The sequence below is a fragment of the Micromonospora sp. A200 genome, assembly GCF_029893845.1.
GTDB lineage: Bacteria > Actinomycetota > Actinomycetes > Mycobacteriales > Micromonosporaceae > Micromonospora > Micromonospora purpureochromogenes.
Genome location: NZ_JARXXY010000035.1, coordinates 15,151 through 32,543 on the forward strand (window position 1 = coordinate 15,151; position 17,393 = coordinate 32,543).

Sequence of the window (17,393 nt, forward strand, 5' to 3'; positions counted from 1 at the left end):
ACTCGCGATGGCAACGGGCCACCTTCGCCCCCGCTCGGCCAGGCGGCGTGGGCGCCAGGTCAGGAGGTCCGGCACGCGAGCGTGCCGGCGACCACGATACCCGAGGTCAGCCGGAGGCGCCGCCGGTGAAGTTCCACGCCGCCAGGCGCAGCGCCGGCGCCTCCCACCAGACCCCGTCCAGCCGGTCCGGCTGGCGGACCGGCCGTCGCCCGAGGCCGAGCACCGCGCCCGGCGCCAGCGCCCGCGGGTACGACTCGGTGAACCGGAAGTCGCGAACCGCCCGGGTCGGCACGCCGTCCTCGACCAGCCACACCCCGTTGCGGGTCAGCCCCGTGATCACCAGGCTCTTCGGATCGAGCACCCGGGTGTACCAGAAGTCGCTGACCAGCAGCCCGCGCTCCATCCCGGCGACCAGCGCGGCAGTGTCCCCGTCCGTCACCGCCCCGGGCGTGACCTCGGCGCCGCCGTCGGGCCGCCCGACCGGGCCGGTGGCGGCGAGCAGGCGGAGGTTGCGCGGGATCGGGCCGAAGGTGGAGGCGCCGACCATGCCGTGGCCGGTGGACCCGGTGCCCACCTCGGCGCCGCTGCGCCGGTCGTGCGCCACCGCGCGGGTCACCCCGGCCTCGACCAGCGTCAGCGCCCGCCGGGCGCTGCCCTCCAGGTCGTACGGGAGGGCGGAGGCGTGCAGCGGGTCGTCGACCAGGGTCACCGACGGGTCGAACTGGGCGGTGCCCAGCTCGGCGAAGGACTGCCGCTCGGCGTACCGCTTGCCGTTGAAGCCGTACCAGGAGAAGTTCTGCAGCAGATCGCCCACCGCGGCCGGCTCCAGCACCACCTCGTACCGGCCCGGGGGCAGCTCCACCGGATCGGCGGCGGCGCGCGCCTTGCCGGCGGCCCGGGTGCCCAGCGCCGCCCCGTCGAGGTCGGCCAGGCGGTCGGCGCAGAGCCGCGCCACCCCGTCCGCGCCGCCGGCCCGGGCGATGCCGTCCATCGCCGCCTCGGTGGTGCGGCCCTGCGCGGTGTGGCCGGCGGAGTTGGCGAACGCCCCGGACCGGTACGACGTCCGGCAGTAGCCGGCCGCCTCCAGGCCGCCCACCGCGTCGACGAAGGCGCGGACCCGGTCCGCCCGCGCGTCCGGCTCGGCGTAGGCGGTGTCCTCGTCGAGCAGGCCGCTGGAGCGCACCGCCATGGGCGGGGTCAACCCCGGCCAGGCCGGGTCCGGCGGGCAGAGCCGCGCTGCCGCCACCGTCCGCTCGACCAGCGCGTGCAGGCCGTCGGAGTCGACCAGGCTGCCACCGCCGGCGGCGGTCCGGCCGTCGACGTGCAGCCGCAACCGCACCGAGATCCCGGACTCGGCCACGTTCTGGTGGATGAAGGAGTTGGCGAACCGGGTCAGCGCCAGGTCGTGCCGGGTCACCGCCACCTCGGCCTGCGCGTCGGGGCCGGCCAGCCGGCGGACCAGCTCCACCACCTGACCGGCGACGTCCAGCTCGGTCATGCTGCCACCCCTCCGTTCGCGACTGCGGGACTCGCTCGCTGCGCTCGCTCATTCCTCGCGCTCACGCACGGACCCCCACTCGGACGTCGCGGAAGCGGGCCGGGGCGGCCGGGTGGCCGGTGTGGCCGACCTGGCCGGGCTGGCCCTTCCCGCAGTTGGGCGTGCCCCAGGCGACGGTCTCGGAGGAGAGCATGTCCATCGAGCGCCAGAAGAGCGGGCCGATGCCGGTGTAGGTGGGGTTGCGCAGCATCCGCCCGCGCCGGCCGTTCTTCACCTCCCAGCCGATCTCGCAGCCGAACTGGAAGTTGAGCCGCTTGTCGTCGATCGACCAGGAGCGGTTGACGTCCATCAGCACCCCGTCGTCGGTGGCGGCGATGATCTCGTCGAGCGTGTGCGGGCCGGGCTCCAGGCCCACGTTGGTCATCCGGACCATCGGCAGCCGGGCCCAGCCGTCGGCCCGTACGCTGCCGCCGTGGTCGAGACCGGCGACGGCGGCCGAGTCCCGACCGGCGAGCACGCCCACCCAGCGCCCCTCGCGGACCGCGTCCCGGCGGACCGCTGGGGAGCCCTCGTCGTCGAAGCCGAAGCTGCCCAACGCGCCCGGGATGGTCGGGTCGATGGTGACGTTCATCAGCTCGGAGCCGTAGCGCAGCGAGCCGAGCTGGGCCAGGTCCAACCAGGACGTGCCGGCGAAGGCGGCCTCCCAGCCGAGGATGCGGTCCAGCTCGATGGCGTGGCCGACCGACTCGTGGATCTGCAGGGCGAGCTGTTCGCCGCCGAGGATGAGGTCGGTCTCGCCGGCCGGGCACTCGGGCGCGGTGAGCAGCGCCCGGGACTCCTCGGCGATGCGCGCGGCGTGCGCGGTGAGGTCCAGCGACTCGACCAACTCCCAGCCGGTGGTGCCGTACTGGCCCCGGTAGCTGGGGTAGGAGCGGCGCTGGGTCTCGCCGTCACCGATGGAGGTGGCCGAGATGCCGCCGCCGCACTCGCGGATGCGCTGGTCGATCCGGTGCCCCTCACTGGAGACGAACCACTTGGCGGTGTCCCAGATCTGGTAGAGCCCCTCGGCCAGGTCGGCACCGTGCTCCCGCATCGTCGCGGTGGCCCCGACCAGCAGGTCGCCCTTGTCGGAGAGGGCGACCCCGAGCGGGTCGACCCGGCACGACGAGGCCCAGCTCGCCACGGCCGTTCCGGTCGGCACCAGGTCGATCGGCGGGCCGGGCACCCGCGCGCTCGCGGCGGCGATCGCCGCGGCGCGCCGGCCGGCATCGCGGGCCGCGGCGTCGGACAGCTCCGGTACGGCGTGGAAGCCCCAGCTCGATCCGACCAGCGCCCGCACCCCCAGGCCGATGCTCTCGTCCTGGACCAGCTCCTCGATGGCGCCGTTGCGGGCCGACATCGACTCGTAGCGGCGGTGCATCACCCGGGCGTCGGCGTACCGGGCGCCCGCGTCGAGGGCGGCCTGGACGGCGGCGGAGGCCGCGTCGAACTCGGTCATGCGCCCGACCCTAGGCGAGCCGGCCGACGTTCGTCAGCCGACGACGCCACCCCTCCCGCACCTGCCCCGTGCTCGGCACCGTTTGCGGCGTGTCGCGGTATCGACCTGCGGTGATGCCGCGACACGCCGCAAACCCTGTGGATCATGCCGGCGGTGCCGGTGGGTGCGCGCCCGTTGTCGACTCGTTACGCTGTGGGCCGCTGACAGCTCCGCGGCTTGTAGCTTATTTTCACCCTCGAAGCTTTGTTGTAGGTTCTCTACAACCTGAGGGAGGCGGTCGTGGACAGTCCGGAACCCGTGCCGTCCGGGCAGTCGGAGGACCGCCCCGGCGTGCCGGAGCAGCGCGTCGCCGAGGCGCCCCACCTGCGCGTCGACGACCTGCGGGTCAGTTTCGCCACCACCGACGGCGTGGTCCGAGCCGTGGACGGGGTCTCCTTCGACGTGGCGCGCGGGCGCACGCTCGGCATCGTCGGCGAGTCCGGCTCGGGCAAGAGCGTCACCTCGCTGGCCATCCTGGGCCTGCACGACGCCAAGCGGACCACCATCACCGGGGAGATCACCCTCGGCGGTCGTCAACTGGTCGGCCTCGGAGACGAGGAGGTGCGCCGGCTGCGCGGCCGGGACATGGCGATGATCTTCCAGGACCCGCTGTCGGCACTGCACCCCTACTACACGGTGGGCCGGCAGATCGCCGAGGCGTACCGGGTGCACCACCCGGGGGCGGGCCGGCGGGAGGCGCGTACCCGGGCGGTCGACATGCTCGGCCGGGTCGGCATCCCGCAGCCGGCGCGCCGCTTCGACCAGTACCCGCACGAGTTCTCCGGCGGCATGCGGCAGCGGGCGATGATCGCGATGGCGCTGGTCAACGACCCGGACCTGCTGATCGCCGACGAGCCGACCACCGCCCTCGACGTGACCGTGCAGGCGCAGATCCTGGACCTGCTCACCGACCTGCAGGCCGAGTTCCACTCGGCGATCATCCTGATCACCCACGACCTGGGTGTGGTCTCCCAGGTCGCCGACGACGTGCTGGTGATGTACGGGGGTCGGGCGGTCGAGCGGGGCACGGTCGAGCAGGTGCTGCGGCGCCCGCAGCACCCGTACACCTGGGGGTTGCTGTCGAGCGTGCCCTCGCTGCACGGCGACGCGGACGCGGACCTGGTGCCGATCCCCGGCACGCCGCCCTCGCTGATCAACCTGCCGTCGGGCTGCGCGTTCCACCCGCGCTGCCGGTACGCCGGCCGCAACGGTGACCGTTCGCGCACCGAGGTGCCCGAGCTGGGTCCGGCGGGCGAGGCCGGCCATCTGGTCGCCTGTCACCTGTCGGCGCAGGAGCGCACCCGGCTCTACCAGGAGGACGTGGCACAGGTGGGGGTGGCCCGATGAGTGAGACCGAACCCCTGCTGCGGGTACGCGGGCTGACCAAGCACTTCCCGGTGCGCACCGGACTACGCAGCCGGGGGCTGGTGCGGGCGGTCGACGGGTTGGACTTCGACGTGCGGCCGGGGGAGACCCTGGGCCTGGTCGGGGAGTCCGGCTGCGGCAAGACCACCACCGGCCGGATGCTGGTGCGGCTGCTGGAGCCCAGCGCCGGGACCATCGAGTTCGCCGGCCGGGACATCACCCACGCCCGGCGGCGGGAGCTGCGGCCGCTGCGGCAGGACCTCCAGATCATCTTCCAGGACCCGTACGCCTCGCTGAACCCCCGGCACACCGTGGGCCGGATCGTGGCGATGCCGTTGCAGGTCAACGGCATCGACCCGCCCGGCGGGGTGCGCAAGCGGGTGCAGGAGCTGCTGGAGCTGGTCGGGCTGAACCCGGAGCACTACAACCGCTACCCGCATGAGTTCTCCGGCGGGCAGCGGCAGCGCATCGGCATCGCCCGGGCGCTCGCGCTGCGGCCCAAGCTGATCGTCGCCGACGAGCCGGTCTCCGCGCTGGACGTCTCGATCCAGGCGCAGGTGATCAACCTGCTCCGGGACCTGCAACGCGACCTCGACCTGGCGTTCGTGTTCATCGCCCACGACCTGGCCGTGGTGCGGCACTTCTGCCAGCGGGTCGCCGTCATGTACCTCGGCCGGATCGTCGAGGTCGGCGACCGGGCCGACATCTACGAACGGCCGCAGCATCCGTACACCCGGGCCCTGCTGTCGGCGATCCCGGACGTGACGGCGCTCGGCCCGGCCGGGCGGATCCGGCTGGCCGGCGACGTCCCGACGCCGCTGGACCCACCGTCGGGCTGCCGGTTCCGGACCCGCTGCTGGAAGGCGCAGGACGTCTGCGCCACCGAGGAACCGGCCCTGGTGCCCCGGGACGGCGGCCGGCAGGCCACCGCCTGCCACTTCCCCGAAGGGGAACCGGCTGGCACGAGCCCCGAAGGGGAACCGGCCGGCACGAGCCCGGAGGCCGGCCCGGTGGCCGCCGCCGGCCCGGTGGTCCCGGTGCGGCCGGCGGAGTCGGTGGAGTCGGTGGAGTCGGCGAGTTCGACGGCTCCGGCCGGGTCGACGCCCCCGGCCGGGTCGGTGGGCGCGAGCGGCGAGGAGGTGGCGAAGTGAGTCTGTCCCCGATCGAGGGCGTGGCGCTGGCGGAGATCGAGTCCGGCGGCGACGGCGACGCGCCGCGGAGCAGGGGCGTCGTCGGCCGGTCACCCGGCCAGCTCGCGCTGGCCCGGCTGCGCCGGGACCGGACCGCCCGGGTCAGTGCCGCCCTGCTGGTCTTCTTCGTGGTGGTCGCGCTGGTCGCCCCGCTGCTGTCGATGGTGTACGGCGTCGGTCCCGGCGAGGACTTCAAGGACAAGCTGGACCGGTGCTGCGGCATGCCGCTGGGCTACCTGGGCGGCATCTCCGGCGAGCACTGGTTCGGGCTGGAGCCCGGCACCGGCCGGGACATCTTCATCCGGATGGTGTACGGCCTGCGGACCTCCCTGCTGATCGCCTTCTCGGCGGCGGTGCTCAGCACCGCGCTCGGCGTGACGCTCGGCGTCGTCGCCGGCTACCTGGGCGGCTGGGTCGACGCGGTGATCACCTGGATCACCGACCTGGTGCTGGCCATGCCGTTCCTGATCATCGCGCTGGCCCTGATGCCGACGCTGGTGCTGCGCTTCTACGGCGAGCGCGCCGCGGTGCCGGAGGCGTTCGGCGTGGCGATGCTGATCGCGATCTTCGCGGTCTTCGGCTGGACCAGCACCGCCCGGCTGGTCCGCGGGCAGGTGATCGCGCTGCGCGAGCGGGAGTTCGTGGAGGCCGCCCGGGCCAGCGGCGCCGGCCTGGGGCACATGCTCTTCCGGCAGCTGCTGCCGAACATCTGGGCGCCGATCCTGGTGGCCTTCTCGCTGGCGGTGCCGCAGTTCATCACCAGCGAGGCGGCGCTGGCCTTCATCGGGGTCGGCCTGACCGACGAGACGCCCAGCTTCGGCCGGATGATCTACCGGAGCCTGGACTACCTCCAGACCGACCCGGCGTACGTCTTCTTCCCCGGCGTCACCATCTTCGCGCTGGTGCTGGCCTTCAACCTCTTCGGGGACGCGCTGCGCGACGCGCTCGACCCGAAGTCGTCGCGGTAGGGGTGCCGACATGGCCCGTTTCCTGATCAAGCGGATCTTCTCCGCCGCCCTCACCCTCTTCGTGGTGAGCGTGCTGACCTTCCTGATGTTCTTCGCGCTGCCCCGCGACCCGGTCAACGGGATGTGCCCGAAGAACTGCAACCCGGAGCGGCTGGAGCGGGTACGCCAGGAGCTGGGGCTGCGCGACCCGCTCGTCACCCAGTACGCCGGCTACATGAAGGGCATCTTCACCGGCCGGGACCTGGGCAGCGCCCAGGGCGGGCGGTGTGACGCCCCCTGCCTGGGCTGGTCCTACGTGGCCAACGAGGCGGTCTCCGACACCATCGCCCGGGTGCTGCCGGTGACGCTGAGCATCGTGATCCCGGCGGCGATCCTCTGGTTGCTGCTCGGGGTGGGTCTCGGCATGATCTCCGCGCTGCGTCGGGGCACCTGGGTGGACCGGGCCGCGATCGGCTTCTCGCTGACCGGCGCCTCGTTGCAGCTCTACTTCGTCGGCGCGGTGCTGCTGCTGGTCTTCGTCTACACCACGCGGCTGCTGCCGGTGCCCGGCTACACGTCGATCCTCGACAACCCGCTGAAGTGGGCGAGCGGGCTGGTGCTCGCCTGGGTCGCGCTGGCCTTCCTCTTCTCCGCCATCTACGCCCGGCTGTCCCGGGCGCAGATGCTGGAGACGCTGTCGGAGGACTTCGTCCGGACCGCGCGGGCCAAGGGCCTGGCCAAACCCCAGGTGTACGGGCGGCACGCGCTGCGCGCGGCGATCACCCCGGTGGTGACCATCGCCGGGCTGGACGTCGGCGGGGCGCTGGGCGGCACGGTGATCACCGAGCTGACCTTCGGCCTGACCGGGCTGGGGCGTACCGCCGTGGACGCGGTCAAGGGCGGTGACCTGCCCACCATCATGGCCACCGTGCTGATCTCGGCCTTCTTCGTGGTGGTCGCCAACCTGGTGGTGGACCTGCTCTACGCCGCGATCGACCCGCGGGTCCGGCTGGGCTGACGCCGTCGCGGGTCGGGAGCGGACACCCGCTCCACGCGTCGTTGAAATTTATCGACAACTGTTACACAACTCGAAGGTTTTCTTCTTTACGATCCTCGGGACGTCGGCGGGTCCCCGCCCGGCGCCCGCAGAGCACACGGTGGAGGAGGTACGACATGCGACCACGGGTGGCGGCAGCCGCATCCGGCGCTATCGCACTGGTTGTGGCGTTGGGCGCGTGCACGAAGAACACGGACGACGGCCCGGTGGTGGACAACAACCGGAAGCAGACCGGGGTGATCGCGACCGACCCGAAGGACTCCCAGGGGCCGGCGGCCGAGGTCGAGGGGGCCCAGAAGGGCGGCACCTTCAGCATCATCCGGGAGACGCCGATCTCCCACCTGGACCCGCAGCGGACGTACTCGTTCGCCGGCCTGATGGCCAACCCGCTCTTCGCCCGCTACCTGACCACCTGGAAGGACGACGGCAAGGGCGGCCTGGTGCTCGTCGGCGACCTGGCCGAGACGCCCGGCACCAACGTCAACAACGACTGCAAGGTCTGGGAATTCAAGATCAAGGACGGGGTGAAGTTCGAGGACGGCAGCGCGATCACCGCCAAGGAGATCGCGTACGGCATCGCCCGCTCCTTCGACCCGGACCTGCCCGGCGGCCCGACCTACATCCAGGAGTGGCTGGCCGACAGCCCGCAGTTCGACACCAAGTGGGACTTCAAGAAGAACAAGACCGGGCTGCCCCCGGGCCTGACCACGCCGGATGCGAAGACGCTGCGCTTCGAGTTCGCCAAGCCCCGCTGCGACCTGCCGTTCGCCGTCTCGCTGCCGACCACCGCGCCGCTCAAGCCGGAGATGGACACCGGCGTCAACCTCGACCAGAAGCCGTTCTCCTCGGGCCCGTACAAGGTCGCCAAGCACCAGGTCGGCGTCCAGCTGACCCTGGATCGCAACCCGAACTGGGACCCGAAGACCGACCCGGTGCGGCATCAGTACCCGGACCAGTTCGTCTGGACGTTCGGCCCGACCGCCGACGCCGCGAACAACCGGGTGATCGCCGACAACGGCGCGGACCAGAGCGCACTCGCGTGGAACTTCGTGCCCGCCTCGCTGGTGGCCAAGGTCGCCGGTGACGCCAACCTGAAGTCGCGGACCATCCTCTCCCCGACGCCGAGCGCCAACCAGCTGGTCATCAACACCCAGCGGGTCACCGACCTCAAGGTCCGGCAGGCGCTCAACTACGCCATCGACCGGGACGGCCTGATCAAGACCATCGGTGGCTCCACCGTGGCGGCCCCGCTGACCACGCTGATGCCGCCGGCGACGATCGGCTACAAGGCGTACGACGCGTACCCGGCGGGCGCCAGCGGCGACATCGACAAGGCCAAGGAGCTGCTCGGCGGCCAGACCCCGCAGCTCGTCCTCGGCGCCTCCGACGACTCGGAGGAGCAGGAGATGGCCACCCAGATCAAGAGCAACCTGGAGAAGGCCGGCTTCAAGATCACGATCCGGAACATCCCGGACGACGCCAAGCTCGACGAGATCAAGAAGAAGAACAATCCCTGGGACCTGTACATCGGCAACTGGGCGGCGGACTGGCCGAGCGGCGCGTCCATCCTGCCGGTGCTCTACGACGGCCGGTCGATCAAGGCCGAGGGCAACAGCAACCAGTCCTACTTCAACGACCCGGCCATCAACGCCGAGTTCGACCGGATCCTGGCCATGTCCCCGGCCGACCAGGGCCCGGAGTGGGGCAAGCTCGATGAGCGGATCATGAAGGAGCACGCCCCGGTGGTGCCGCTCTACGTCGACGTGGCCTACGTCGTGCACGGCTCCAAGGCCGGCGGGGTCTTCATCTCCAGCGTCTTCGGCTACCCGTCCTTCGTCAACGCGCACGTCAAGCAGTAACTCGCGGTAGGGACGGGCCCCGGTCGACAACGGTGTCGGCCGGGGCCTTCCGCGTGTCAGAGGTGCGTACGCAGGAAGTCCAGCTCCAGCCGGAGCAGCCGCTCGGACAACCCGTCGGCGGCCAGGTGGCTGGCCCCGGTCAGCGGCAGCACCGCGTGCGGGCGCCCGGTGGCCAGCAGCGCCGCCGACAGCCGCAGCGTGTGCGCGGCCACCACGTTGTCGTCGGCCAGGCCGTGCACCAGCAGCAGCGGCCGGGCCTGCTCCGACCCGACCAGCGGCTCGGCGGCCAGCTCCACCAGCGAGTGGTGGCCGTACACGTCGATCCCGTCGTCCGGCAGGCCCAGGTAGCGCTCGGTGTAGGCGGTGTCGTACAGGTGCCAGTCGGTGACCGGGGCGCCGGCGATGCCGCAGCGGAAGAGCTCCGGGTGCCGCAGCACGGCCAGCCCGGCCAGCCAGCCGCCGAACGACCAGCCCCGGATCGCCACCCGGTCCAGGTCCAGGTCCGGGTGCTTGCCGGCCAGCGCGGTCAGCGCGTCCACCTGGTCGGCCAGGATCACGTCGGCCAGCCGGCGGTGCACCGCCTTCTCGAACGAGGGCGCCACCCCCGGGGTGCCCCGGTTGTCCACGGTCACCACCGCGAAGCCGGAGTCGGCCCACCACTGCCGTTCCAGCCAGGCCGCCCGGGCGGCCACCACCTCCTGGTGCCCCGGACCGCCGTACACGTCCAGCAGCACCGGCAACCGGGTGCCCTTGACGTGGTCGCTCGGGTAGAGCACGCCGGAGGGCAGCCGCCGGTCGGTCACCCGGACCAGCATCGGGCGCGGGGCGTACGGCGGGGTGGCGGCCAGCGAGCGCAACTGGGCCACCTCCCGGTCGCCGCGCCAGACCGACCAGCTCGTCCCCGCGTCGTCCAGCGAGGCGGTGCCCACCACCAGCACGTCCCCGCCGACCGCGGCGGTGTGCCAGCCGGGGGTGCCGCTCATCCGGCGGGCGTCCACGCCGCCGCCGATCACCGTGCGGACCCGGTACAGGTGGCGCTGGCTCGGCTCGCCCTCGCTCGCCTCGACCAGCAGGTCCGCCGGGCCGCCGCCGGTGGGCAGCCGCCCCACCACCCGGCGGACGTAGAGCGAGGGCGGGGTGAGCAGGGTGCCGTCGGCGAAGAGGCAGCGGGCGTCGTACCCGTCGTGGGCCAGCTCCCCGCCGACCAGGACCCGGCCGTCCGGCAGGTGCGCCGGGGTGCCCGGGATCGGCTCCACCCAGCGCGGGTCGGCCAGCTCGGCGTGCACCTGGGTCTCCCCGGTGCGCGGGTCCACGGCCAGCACCAGGCCGTGCTGCTGCGAGCGGCGCAGCACCGTGATCAGCGGCCCGCCGTCGGCCCAGCCCACCGAGGCCAGGTAGGGGTAGGTCTCGCGGTCCCAGTGCACGTCGACCCAGCCGTCGTCGAGGTCGAGCAGGTGCAGGCTGACCTCGGCGTTCGGCCCGCCCGCCCGGGGGTACGCGACCGTGGTCGGCGGGCTCGTCGGGTCGGCCGGGTCGTGCAGGTGCCAGCGCGGCAGCCGGGACTCGTCCACCCGGGCGGCCAGCACCGACCGGCCGTCGGGTGCCCACCAGTAGCCGCGGAACCGGTCGAACTCCTCGGCCGCGACGTGCTCGGCCAGCCCCCAGGTCACGCCGGAGTCCTCGCCGGCCAGCAGGGTGTCGGTGCCGTCGGACTCGACCACCCGCAGCTGGCCCCGGCGGACCCCCTCGGCGGCGTCGGTGACGTACGCCAGCCGCTCGCCGGTCGGGTCCGGCCGGGGGTCGATCACCGGCCCGACGGTCTCCACCTCGACCACGTCGCCGTGCACCAGGTCGGCCCGGAACAGCCGCCCGGCCAGCGCGAAGACCGCCACCCGGCCGGCGGCGTCCAGGGCGTACGAGCCGATGCCGGCGCTGCTGAGCCGCAGCCGTTCGCGCAGCGCCCGCTCGCCCGGGGCGAGCGCGCCCGGTTCGGCGTCGGCGCCGAGCAGCGCGGCCGGGTCGGCGATCAGCCGCTCCTCGCCGCTGGCGACCTCCAGCGACCAGAGTTGCTCGGCCGGGTCCTCGGGACCGCCCGAGCGGAGGAAGACCACCCGGGAGCCGTCGTCGGCCACGGAAACGGCGCGCGGCGCCCCGTGGCTGAACCGACGGGTGCGGGCGGCCAGCTCGGGAAAGTCCACAGCTCCAGATCGTAGGGCGGCTCGCGACGTGATGTGGCCGACCTGGGCGGACGCGTCAGGGTCGGCCGGCGAGGACCGCCGGTTAGAGTGACGGACGTGACGACGCTGCCCGATCGACGCCTTCTGCTGGTTCACGCGCACCCCGACGACGAGTCCATCGGCACCGGGTCGACGATGGCCTGGTACGCCGCCAGCGGCGCTCACGTCACGCTGGTCACCTGCACTCTCGGCGAGGAGGGCGAGATCCACGTGCCGGAGCTGGCGCAGCTCGCCGCCGCCGAGGCCGACCAGCTCGGCGGCTACCGGATCGGCGAGCTGGCGGCCGCCTGTGCCGCGCTCGGCGTCACCGACCACCGCTTCCTCGGCGGCGCCGGCCGCTACCGCGACTCCGGCATGATGGGACTCGCCACCAACGAGCACCCCCGGGCCTTCTGGCAGGCCGACCTCGACGAGGCCGCCGGGCACCTGGTGGAGATCATGCGTGAGGTCCGCCCGCAGGTGATGATCACGTACGACCCGAACGGCTTCTACGGCCACCCCGACCACATCCAGGCCCACCGGGTGGCGATGCGGGCGCACGAGCTGGCCGCCGCCGAGGGCTGCGCCCCGGCCAAGGTCTACTGGACGGCCATGCCGCGCAGCGCGCTGGAGGCCGGCCTGACCGCCTTCACGGAGGCCTCCGACAACCCCTTCGACGGCATCGACAGCGTCGACGAGCTGCCCTTCGGCACGCCCGATGCGCAGATCGCCGCGCGGATCGACGCCACCGACCAGCATGCCGCCAAGGAGGCGGCGATGCGCGCGCACGCCACCCAGATCCCGGCCACCTCGTGGCTGTACTCGATCGCCGGCAACTTCGGCGCCGAGTTCATGGGCGTGGAGTACTTCACCCTGGCGGTGGGCGAGAAGGGCCCCGGCAGGGGCCCGTACGGCTGGGAGGACGACATCTTCGCCGGGCTGGCCGCGGACGGCACCGACCGCTCCCCGGTCGCGGTGGCCGGGCTCCGGTGACCCTGCCCGCCGCGCCGATGACGGTGGTCGAGGAGCAGGTCACACCGCCGCCCCCGGGCCGGTCCACGCGGCTGCTCGACGTCGCCCTGCGGATCGCCGGCGGGCTGGTCTCGGTGGTCGGCGGGGTGCTGGTGGCGCTGCTCGGGCTGCTGCTGTCCACCGTCCGGGTGGGCGGTCACCTGATCGGGGTGTCGGTGCTGGTCACCATCGGTGCGGCGATCGCGGTGAGCTGGTTCGCGTACGCCACGGTCGGCCGCAAGTGGGCGGTGGCGCTGCCGGCGTTGCCGTGGTTCGTGCTGATGGCCGTGGCGGCGGTCCGCACGACCGAGGGCGACCTGCTCGTCGCCGGCGACAACTGGGTGGGGCTGGGCATGATCACCGCCGGGGCGATGACCTTCGCGGTGATGGCGTTCCGGCAGATCCTCAGCCCGCCGCAACGACGTCACGACGGGTGATGACGCCGCACAGCCTGTGGTGGTAGACATTCCTGCCAGAAGGCTCGCCGGTGGGGCGGGCGATACGGCGGGAGGCGTGCGATGGGGAATCGGTGGCGCGCGGTCGGCGTGCTCGCGGGGGCGCTGTTCGCGGTCAACGTGGTGGCTCGGGTGATCATCAAGCTCGGCTTCGACGGGAACGACACCGCCGCCGACCGGGTCTCGCTGGGCATGTTCGTGGTGATCGGGCTGATCCTCGCCGGGGTCGTCTTCGTGCAGGGCCGTACCCGTCCGGTGGGCGCCTGGGGCACCGACGTGGGCGCGGGGGTGCTGGTGGCGCTGCTGCTGACCGTGCTGGTCGGGCCGCTGCTGGTCGGCAACAACCCGTTCGGCGGGGGTGCCGGGCTGTTCTTCGCCCAGATCTGGCTCTACCTGCTGGCCGCCGGGGCCGGCGTGGCGGTCGGCTACCTGCTGCTCACCGCGCTCGGCCTCGACCACCGCTCGCAGCAGCTCAAGCGGTACGCCGAGATCAAGTCGGCCAAGCCGCGCCGGGTCGTCCGCCGCTGAGGCGTCGAGTTCTCCGGTCCCGATCGGCCGGGCTTGGGTCCCGGCGTGTCGTGGCGTCGGTGGCAACGTCGGTGTGAGCGATATGCCTGAGCGGCATATTTATGACTCTCAGGCATATCGCTCGTACGGGTGTCCGTCCTCCGGCCGGCCCCTTCTTTGGTACCCCGAACGACCTGCGGGAATCGTCCCTGTGCTCAGCCCGGAGCGACCCGGGTCAGGTAGGTGTGGTGGGTGGTGAAGCCCAGTCCCCGGTAGAGCGTCACCGCGGCGGTGTTGCGCTGCTCCACCTGGAGGAAGGCGTGCGTCGCTCCCTCCGCCACGCCCCAGTCGACCAGGGCCCGGACCACCCGACCGGCCAGCCCGCGCCGCCGGGCCTCGGGCACCACCTCGATCAGGCTGAGCCCGAGCCAGCGTCCCCGCCCGGTGACGGTGCCCCGGCCGATCGCGACCAGCGTGCCGTCGGCGTACACGTGGGCGAAGCGGACCCGGCCCACGGCGGTGAGCACGTGCCGGGCGGCGTCCGGGAGGCCGCCCTTGCGGCCGGCGGCGATCGCGAGGCAGTCGTCCGACGGCGCGGCGGCCAGCTCGACCGGCGGCGAGCCGGCCGGGGCCGACGCGGCCGGCGGCAGCGCGGCGAGGGCGACGGTCTGCACCAGCACCGGTGGCCGGCTGCCCCAGCCCCGGGCGTCCAACTCCGCGCCGACCGGCGCGGCCAGCGGGAGCGGGGTGTTCACCATGGCAGGTTGCCCCTGGTCGGCGTACCAGCGCTCCACCGCGTCCAGCGCGGCCGGCAGCGGCCGGTCCGGGTCGCCCACCGGCAGCGCGGAGTTGGCCCGGCCGGACCAGCCGGCGGCGGACCGCAGCAGCCAGTCGCCCAGCCGGTCCCGGACGGCGGCGGGCCACGCCTCGTCGGAGGCCAGCTCCAGCTCGATCACGGCGGAGGCGGTCGGCCGGCGGGTCGGCGGCACCCGCTTGGCCCGGTGCACCTCGGTCACCGGCACCCGCAGCCGGCCCTGCGTGGTGGCGAGAGTGAGATGGGTCTCGGTCAGCTCGACCAGCTCGCCGAGAGCGTCCGAGAAGAGGGCACGGCCCTCGCGAATCCCCACAATGCGGCGCACCACGATCCGGTGGCCCACGTCCTGCTGTCGGAGCACGATCGACCTCCTCCCCGGCGAGATACTAGGCTCTTACCGTCGCGGGTGATCGCGGCGAGTCTTGCGGAGGAGAAGACCGGTGACCTACATCATCGCCGAGCCGTGCGTGGATGTGCTCGACAAGGCATGCATCGAGGAGTGCCCGGTCGACTGCATTTACGAGGGCAACCGGATGCTCTACATCCACCCCGACGAGTGCGTCGACTGTGGTGCCTGTGAGCCGGTCTGCCCGGTCGAAGCGATCTTCTACGAGGACGACGTCCCGGAGCAGTGGAAGGACTACACCGGGGCCAACTACGAGTTCTTCGAGGACCTCGGCTCGCCGGGTGGCGCGTCGAAGATCGGCAAGGTGGAGAAGGACGCGACGTTCGTCGCCGCCCAGCCGCCGCGCGGAGAGGGCCACTGAACCGGCCCGCGCCGGTCTCGTCGCGGCTGCCCGAGTTCACCTGGGACACGCTGGACGCCGCGGCCACCGTGGCCGCGGCGCACCCAGATGGTCTGATCAACCTCTCGATGGGCACGCCGGTCGACCCGGTGCCCCCGGTGATCCGGCAGGCGCTGGCGGACGCGTCCGACGCCCCGGGATACCCGCTGACCGCGGGCACCCCGGCGCTGCGCGACGCCATCGCCGGCTGGGTGGCTCGCACCTGTGGGGCCGGGATCGACGGGCTCGGCGTCCTGCCCACGATCGGCTCCAAGGAGCTGGTCGCCTGGCTGCCCACCCTGCTCGGGATCGGCCCCGGTGACGTGGTCGTGGTGCCGTCGATCGCCTACCCGACGTACGAGGACGGGGCCCGGCTCGCCGGCGCCACCACCGTCCGCGCCGACTCGCTGACCGCGGTCGGCCCGACCTCCCGGGTACGCCTGGTCTGGGTCAACTCGCCCGGCAACCCGACCGGTCGGGTGCTGCCCGCCGCCCACCTGCGCAAGGTGGTCGACTGGGCCCGCGAGCGGGGCGCCGTGGTGGCCAGCGACGAGTGCTACCTGCCGCTGGGCTGGACGGCCGACGCCGAGCCGGTCTCGGTGCTCTCGCCCGAGGTCTGCGGCGGGTCGTACGACTCGGTGCTGGCGGTGCACTCGCTCTCCAAGCGCTCCAACCTGGCCGGCTACCGGGCCGGTTTCGTCGCCGGCGACCCGGCGCTGGTGGCCGAGCTGCTCAAGATCCGCAAGCACGCCGGCATGATCGTGCCCGCGCCGGTGCAGGCCGCCATGGTGGCCGCGCTCTCCGACCAGGCGCACGCCGACGAGCAGCGGGAACGCTACCGGGCCCGGCGGGAGACGCTGCTCGCCGCGTTCACCGGGGCGGGCTTCACCGTGGAGCACTCGGAGGCCGGGCTCTACCTGTGGATGACCCGGGGCGAGGACTGCTGGGCAACGGTGGACTGGCTGGCCCGCCGGGGCATCCTGGTCGCCGCCGGCGTCTTCTACGGCCCCGGCGGGGCGCAGCACGTCCGGGCCGCGCTGACCGAGTCCGACGCGCACGTCGCGGCGGTCGCCGCGCGGCTCGCACAGGCCTGACGGGCCGATGGGCGGGGCCGGCGGGGTGGTCCGGGCGGCGGTGGTCGGCACCGGGCTGATCGGCGGTTCGGTGCTGCTCCGGCTGCACGCCGCCGGGCTGGACGTGGCCGGCTGGGACCCGGACGAGGCGACCCGGCGGCAGGCCCGGCGGGTGGGCGTACCGGCACCGGACCGTCTGGTCGACGCGGTGGCCGACCGGGACGTGGTCTTCCTCTGCGGGCCGCTGCCCACCCTGCCGCGGACCCTGGTCGAGGTGGCCGCGGCGACCGCCGAGGACTGCCTGCTCACCGACGTCGGGAGCACCAAGGCGGAACTGGCCGCGTTCGCCGCCGCGCAGGGGCTGACCCACCGCTTCGTACCCGGCCACCCGATGGCGGGCACCGACCGGGCCGGCCTGACCGCTGCGCTGCCGGGGCTCTTCGACGATGCGGCCTGGGTGCTCTGCCCCGCGCCCGGCCCCGGCCTGGCCGCCTTCCGCCGGCTCACCGTGCTGGTGATGGAGGTGTTCGCCGCCCGGGTGGTGCCGATGGCGGCCGACCGGCACGACGCGGTCGTCGCGCTCGCCTCGCACGTGCCGCACCTGCTCGCCGGCGCCCTCGCCGGCGCGGCCGAGCGCTCCCCGCTACGTGACGCCGTCCTCGGCCTCGCCGCGGGCAGCTTCCGCGACGGCACCCGGGTCGCCGGCACGCCACCGGAGCGGACGGCGAACATGCTGCTCGCCAACCGGGCGGAGGTGCTGGCCGCGCTGACCTCGGTCACCTCCTTCCTGGACGAACTGGCGGCCGCGCTGCGCGACGACGACCGGGCCGCGCTCACCGCCCGGCACGGCGAGGGCCGCGACGCCCGGGCCGCGCTGGCCGGCCGCGCGACGGTCGAGCTGCGGCGGGCCTTCCCGCTGGCCGGCGGCGGGGACGCGGAGCTGCGCTTCCTGCTCGAGCTGGGCGCGGCCGGCGGGTACCTCGACGGGTGCCGGACGACCCGCGACCAGGTCGAGTACGTGGCCCGCCGGTTGGCCGTGGAACCGGGCGGCACACCGGGCCCGCCGCTAGGGTGAGGGC

15 protein-coding genes are annotated in these 17,393 nt (G+C 73.5%); 11 read left to right on the forward strand and 4 right to left on the reverse strand.

The features are described 5' to 3' along the window. Positions 1-106: 106 nt before the first annotated feature. Together M2302_RS26625 and M2302_RS26630 are read right to left on the reverse strand one after the other, a co-directional pair. Positions 107-1,498 (reverse strand): metallopeptidase TldD-related protein, encoded by a 1,392-nt coding sequence (locus M2302_RS26625; RefSeq protein ID WP_280840580.1) that lies wholly within the window; start codon positions 1,496-1,498, stop codon positions 107-109. A 61-nt stretch (positions 1,499-1,559) separates the two neighbouring features. Further along, positions 1,560-2,996, reverse strand: coding sequence for a TldD/PmbA family protein (locus tag M2302_RS26630; protein ID WP_280840581.1), 1,437 nt, complete (start codon positions 2,994-2,996; stop codon positions 1,560-1,562). Positions 2,997-3,326: 330 nt separating this feature from the next. Between M2302_RS26630 and M2302_RS26635 the strand changes: the two genes are divergently transcribed. The 5 genes from M2302_RS26635 (at position 3,327) to M2302_RS26655 (ending at position 9,453) form a co-directional block, all read left to right on the forward strand. Further along, complete coding sequence (locus M2302_RS26635) at positions 3,327-4,382, forward strand: ABC transporter ATP-binding protein (protein ID WP_280840615.1); 1,056 nt, start codon at positions 3,327-3,329, stop codon at positions 4,380-4,382. Next, complete coding sequence (locus M2302_RS26640; protein ID WP_280840582.1) at positions 4,379-5,551, forward strand: dipeptide ABC transporter ATP-binding protein; 1,173 nt, start codon at positions 4,379-4,381, stop codon at positions 5,549-5,551. Before M2302_RS26635 ends, M2302_RS26640 begins: the two co-directional genes overlap by 4 nt. After that, positions 5,548-6,558 carry an ABC transporter permease gene (locus M2302_RS26645; protein WP_280840583.1) on the forward strand — a complete coding sequence of 337 codons (1,011 nt, stop codon included), beginning with the start codon at positions 5,548-5,550 and terminating at the stop codon, positions 6,556-6,558. The genes M2302_RS26640 and M2302_RS26645 overlap by 4 nt, the downstream gene beginning before the upstream one ends. A 10-nt stretch (positions 6,559-6,568) precedes the next feature. Beyond that, positions 6,569-7,555 (forward strand): ABC transporter permease, encoded by a 987-nt coding sequence (locus M2302_RS26650; RefSeq protein ID WP_238449202.1) that lies wholly within the window; start codon positions 6,569-6,571, stop codon positions 7,553-7,555. Positions 7,556-7,710: 155 nt separating this feature from the next. Then, a complete protein-coding gene (locus M2302_RS26655; RefSeq protein WP_179801745.1) occupies positions 7,711-9,453 on the forward strand; it encodes an ABC transporter substrate-binding protein in 1,743 nt (580 codons plus the stop codon). A gap of 56 nt (positions 9,454-9,509) precedes the next feature. Here the strand turns inward: M2302_RS26655 and M2302_RS26660 are convergent, their stop codons facing one another. Then, positions 9,510-11,651: a prolyl oligopeptidase family serine peptidase gene (locus M2302_RS26660; RefSeq protein ID WP_280840584.1), complete on the reverse strand. Its 2,142-nt coding sequence runs from the start codon at positions 11,649-11,651 to the stop codon at positions 9,510-9,512. 87 nt (positions 11,652-11,738) lie between these two features. Between M2302_RS26660 and mshB the strand changes: the two genes are divergently transcribed. The 3 genes from mshB to M2302_RS26675 all read left to right on the forward strand — a co-directional run bounded on the left by mshB (position 11,739) and on the right by M2302_RS26675 (position 13,663). Continuing rightward, positions 11,739-12,662 (forward strand): N-acetyl-1-D-myo-inositol-2-amino-2-deoxy-alpha-D-glucopyranoside deacetylase, encoded by a 924-nt coding sequence (gene mshB / locus M2302_RS26665; protein WP_280840585.1) that lies wholly within the window; start codon positions 11,739-11,741, stop codon positions 12,660-12,662. A 17-nt stretch (positions 12,663-12,679) separates the two neighbouring features. After that, a complete protein-coding gene (locus tag M2302_RS26670) occupies positions 12,680-13,117 on the forward strand; it encodes a hypothetical protein (RefSeq protein ID WP_280840616.1) in 438 nt (145 codons plus the stop codon). A gap of 81 nt (positions 13,118-13,198) precedes the next feature. Next, positions 13,199-13,663 carry a hypothetical protein gene (locus M2302_RS26675; RefSeq protein WP_280840586.1) on the forward strand — a complete coding sequence of 155 codons (465 nt, stop codon included), beginning with the start codon at positions 13,199-13,201 and terminating at the stop codon, positions 13,661-13,663. Positions 13,664-13,857: 194 nt separating this feature from the next. Here the strand turns inward: M2302_RS26675 and M2302_RS26680 are convergent, their stop codons facing one another. Then, positions 13,858-14,817, reverse strand: a complete 960-nt coding sequence (locus M2302_RS26680) for a GNAT family N-acetyltransferase (protein ID WP_280840587.1) — start codon at positions 14,815-14,817, stop codon at positions 13,858-13,860. Positions 14,818-14,896: 79 nt separating this feature from the next. Here M2302_RS26680 and fdxA point away from each other — a divergent pair, with 79 nt between their 5' ends. Genes fdxA through M2302_RS26695 form a run of 3 tightly spaced genes read left to right on the forward strand, consistent with a single transcriptional unit; the run spans position 14,897 to position 17,389 of the window. Further along, on the forward strand, positions 14,897-15,223 hold the full coding sequence (fdxA, locus tag M2302_RS26685) for a ferredoxin (RefSeq protein ID WP_007464872.1): 327 nt from the start codon (positions 14,897-14,899) through the stop codon (positions 15,221-15,223). Next, a complete protein-coding gene (gene dapC, locus M2302_RS26690; protein WP_280840617.1) occupies positions 15,220-16,335 on the forward strand; it encodes a succinyldiaminopimelate transaminase in 1,116 nt (371 codons plus the stop codon). Before fdxA ends, dapC begins: the two co-directional genes overlap by 4 nt. A gap of 7 nt (positions 16,336-16,342) precedes the next feature. After that, positions 16,343-17,389, forward strand: a complete 1,047-nt coding sequence (locus tag M2302_RS26695; protein ID WP_280840588.1) for a prephenate dehydrogenase/arogenate dehydrogenase family protein — start codon at positions 16,343-16,345, stop codon at positions 17,387-17,389. The last annotated feature ends 4 nt before the right edge of the window (positions 17,390-17,393 follow it).

Coding starts and splice junctions, on each gene's coding strand:
- M2302_RS26695 (WP_280840588.1), top strand. CDS start 16,343: ATGGGCGGGGCCGGCGGGGTGGTCCGGGCGGCGGTGGTCGGCACCGGG.
- M2302_RS26675 (WP_280840586.1), top strand. CDS start 13,199: ATGGGGAATCGGTGGCGCGCGGTCGGCGTGCTCGCGGGGGCGCTGTTC.
- M2302_RS26625 (WP_280840580.1), bottom strand. CDS start 1,498: ATGACCGAGCTGGACGTCGCCGGTCAGGTGGTGGAGCTGGTCCGCCGG.
- M2302_RS26650 (WP_238449202.1), top strand. CDS start 6,569: ATGGCCCGTTTCCTGATCAAGCGGATCTTCTCCGCCGCCCTCACCCTC.
- M2302_RS26630 (WP_280840581.1), bottom strand. CDS start 2,996: ATGACCGAGTTCGACGCGGCCTCCGCCGCCGTCCAGGCCGCCCTCGAC.
- M2302_RS26655 (WP_179801745.1), top strand. CDS start 7,711: ATGCGACCACGGGTGGCGGCAGCCGCATCCGGCGCTATCGCACTGGTT.
- M2302_RS26670 (WP_280840616.1), top strand. CDS start 12,680: ATGACGGTGGTCGAGGAGCAGGTCACACCGCCGCCCCCGGGCCGGTCC.
- M2302_RS26640 (WP_280840582.1), top strand. CDS start 4,379: ATGAGTGAGACCGAACCCCTGCTGCGGGTACGCGGGCTGACCAAGCAC.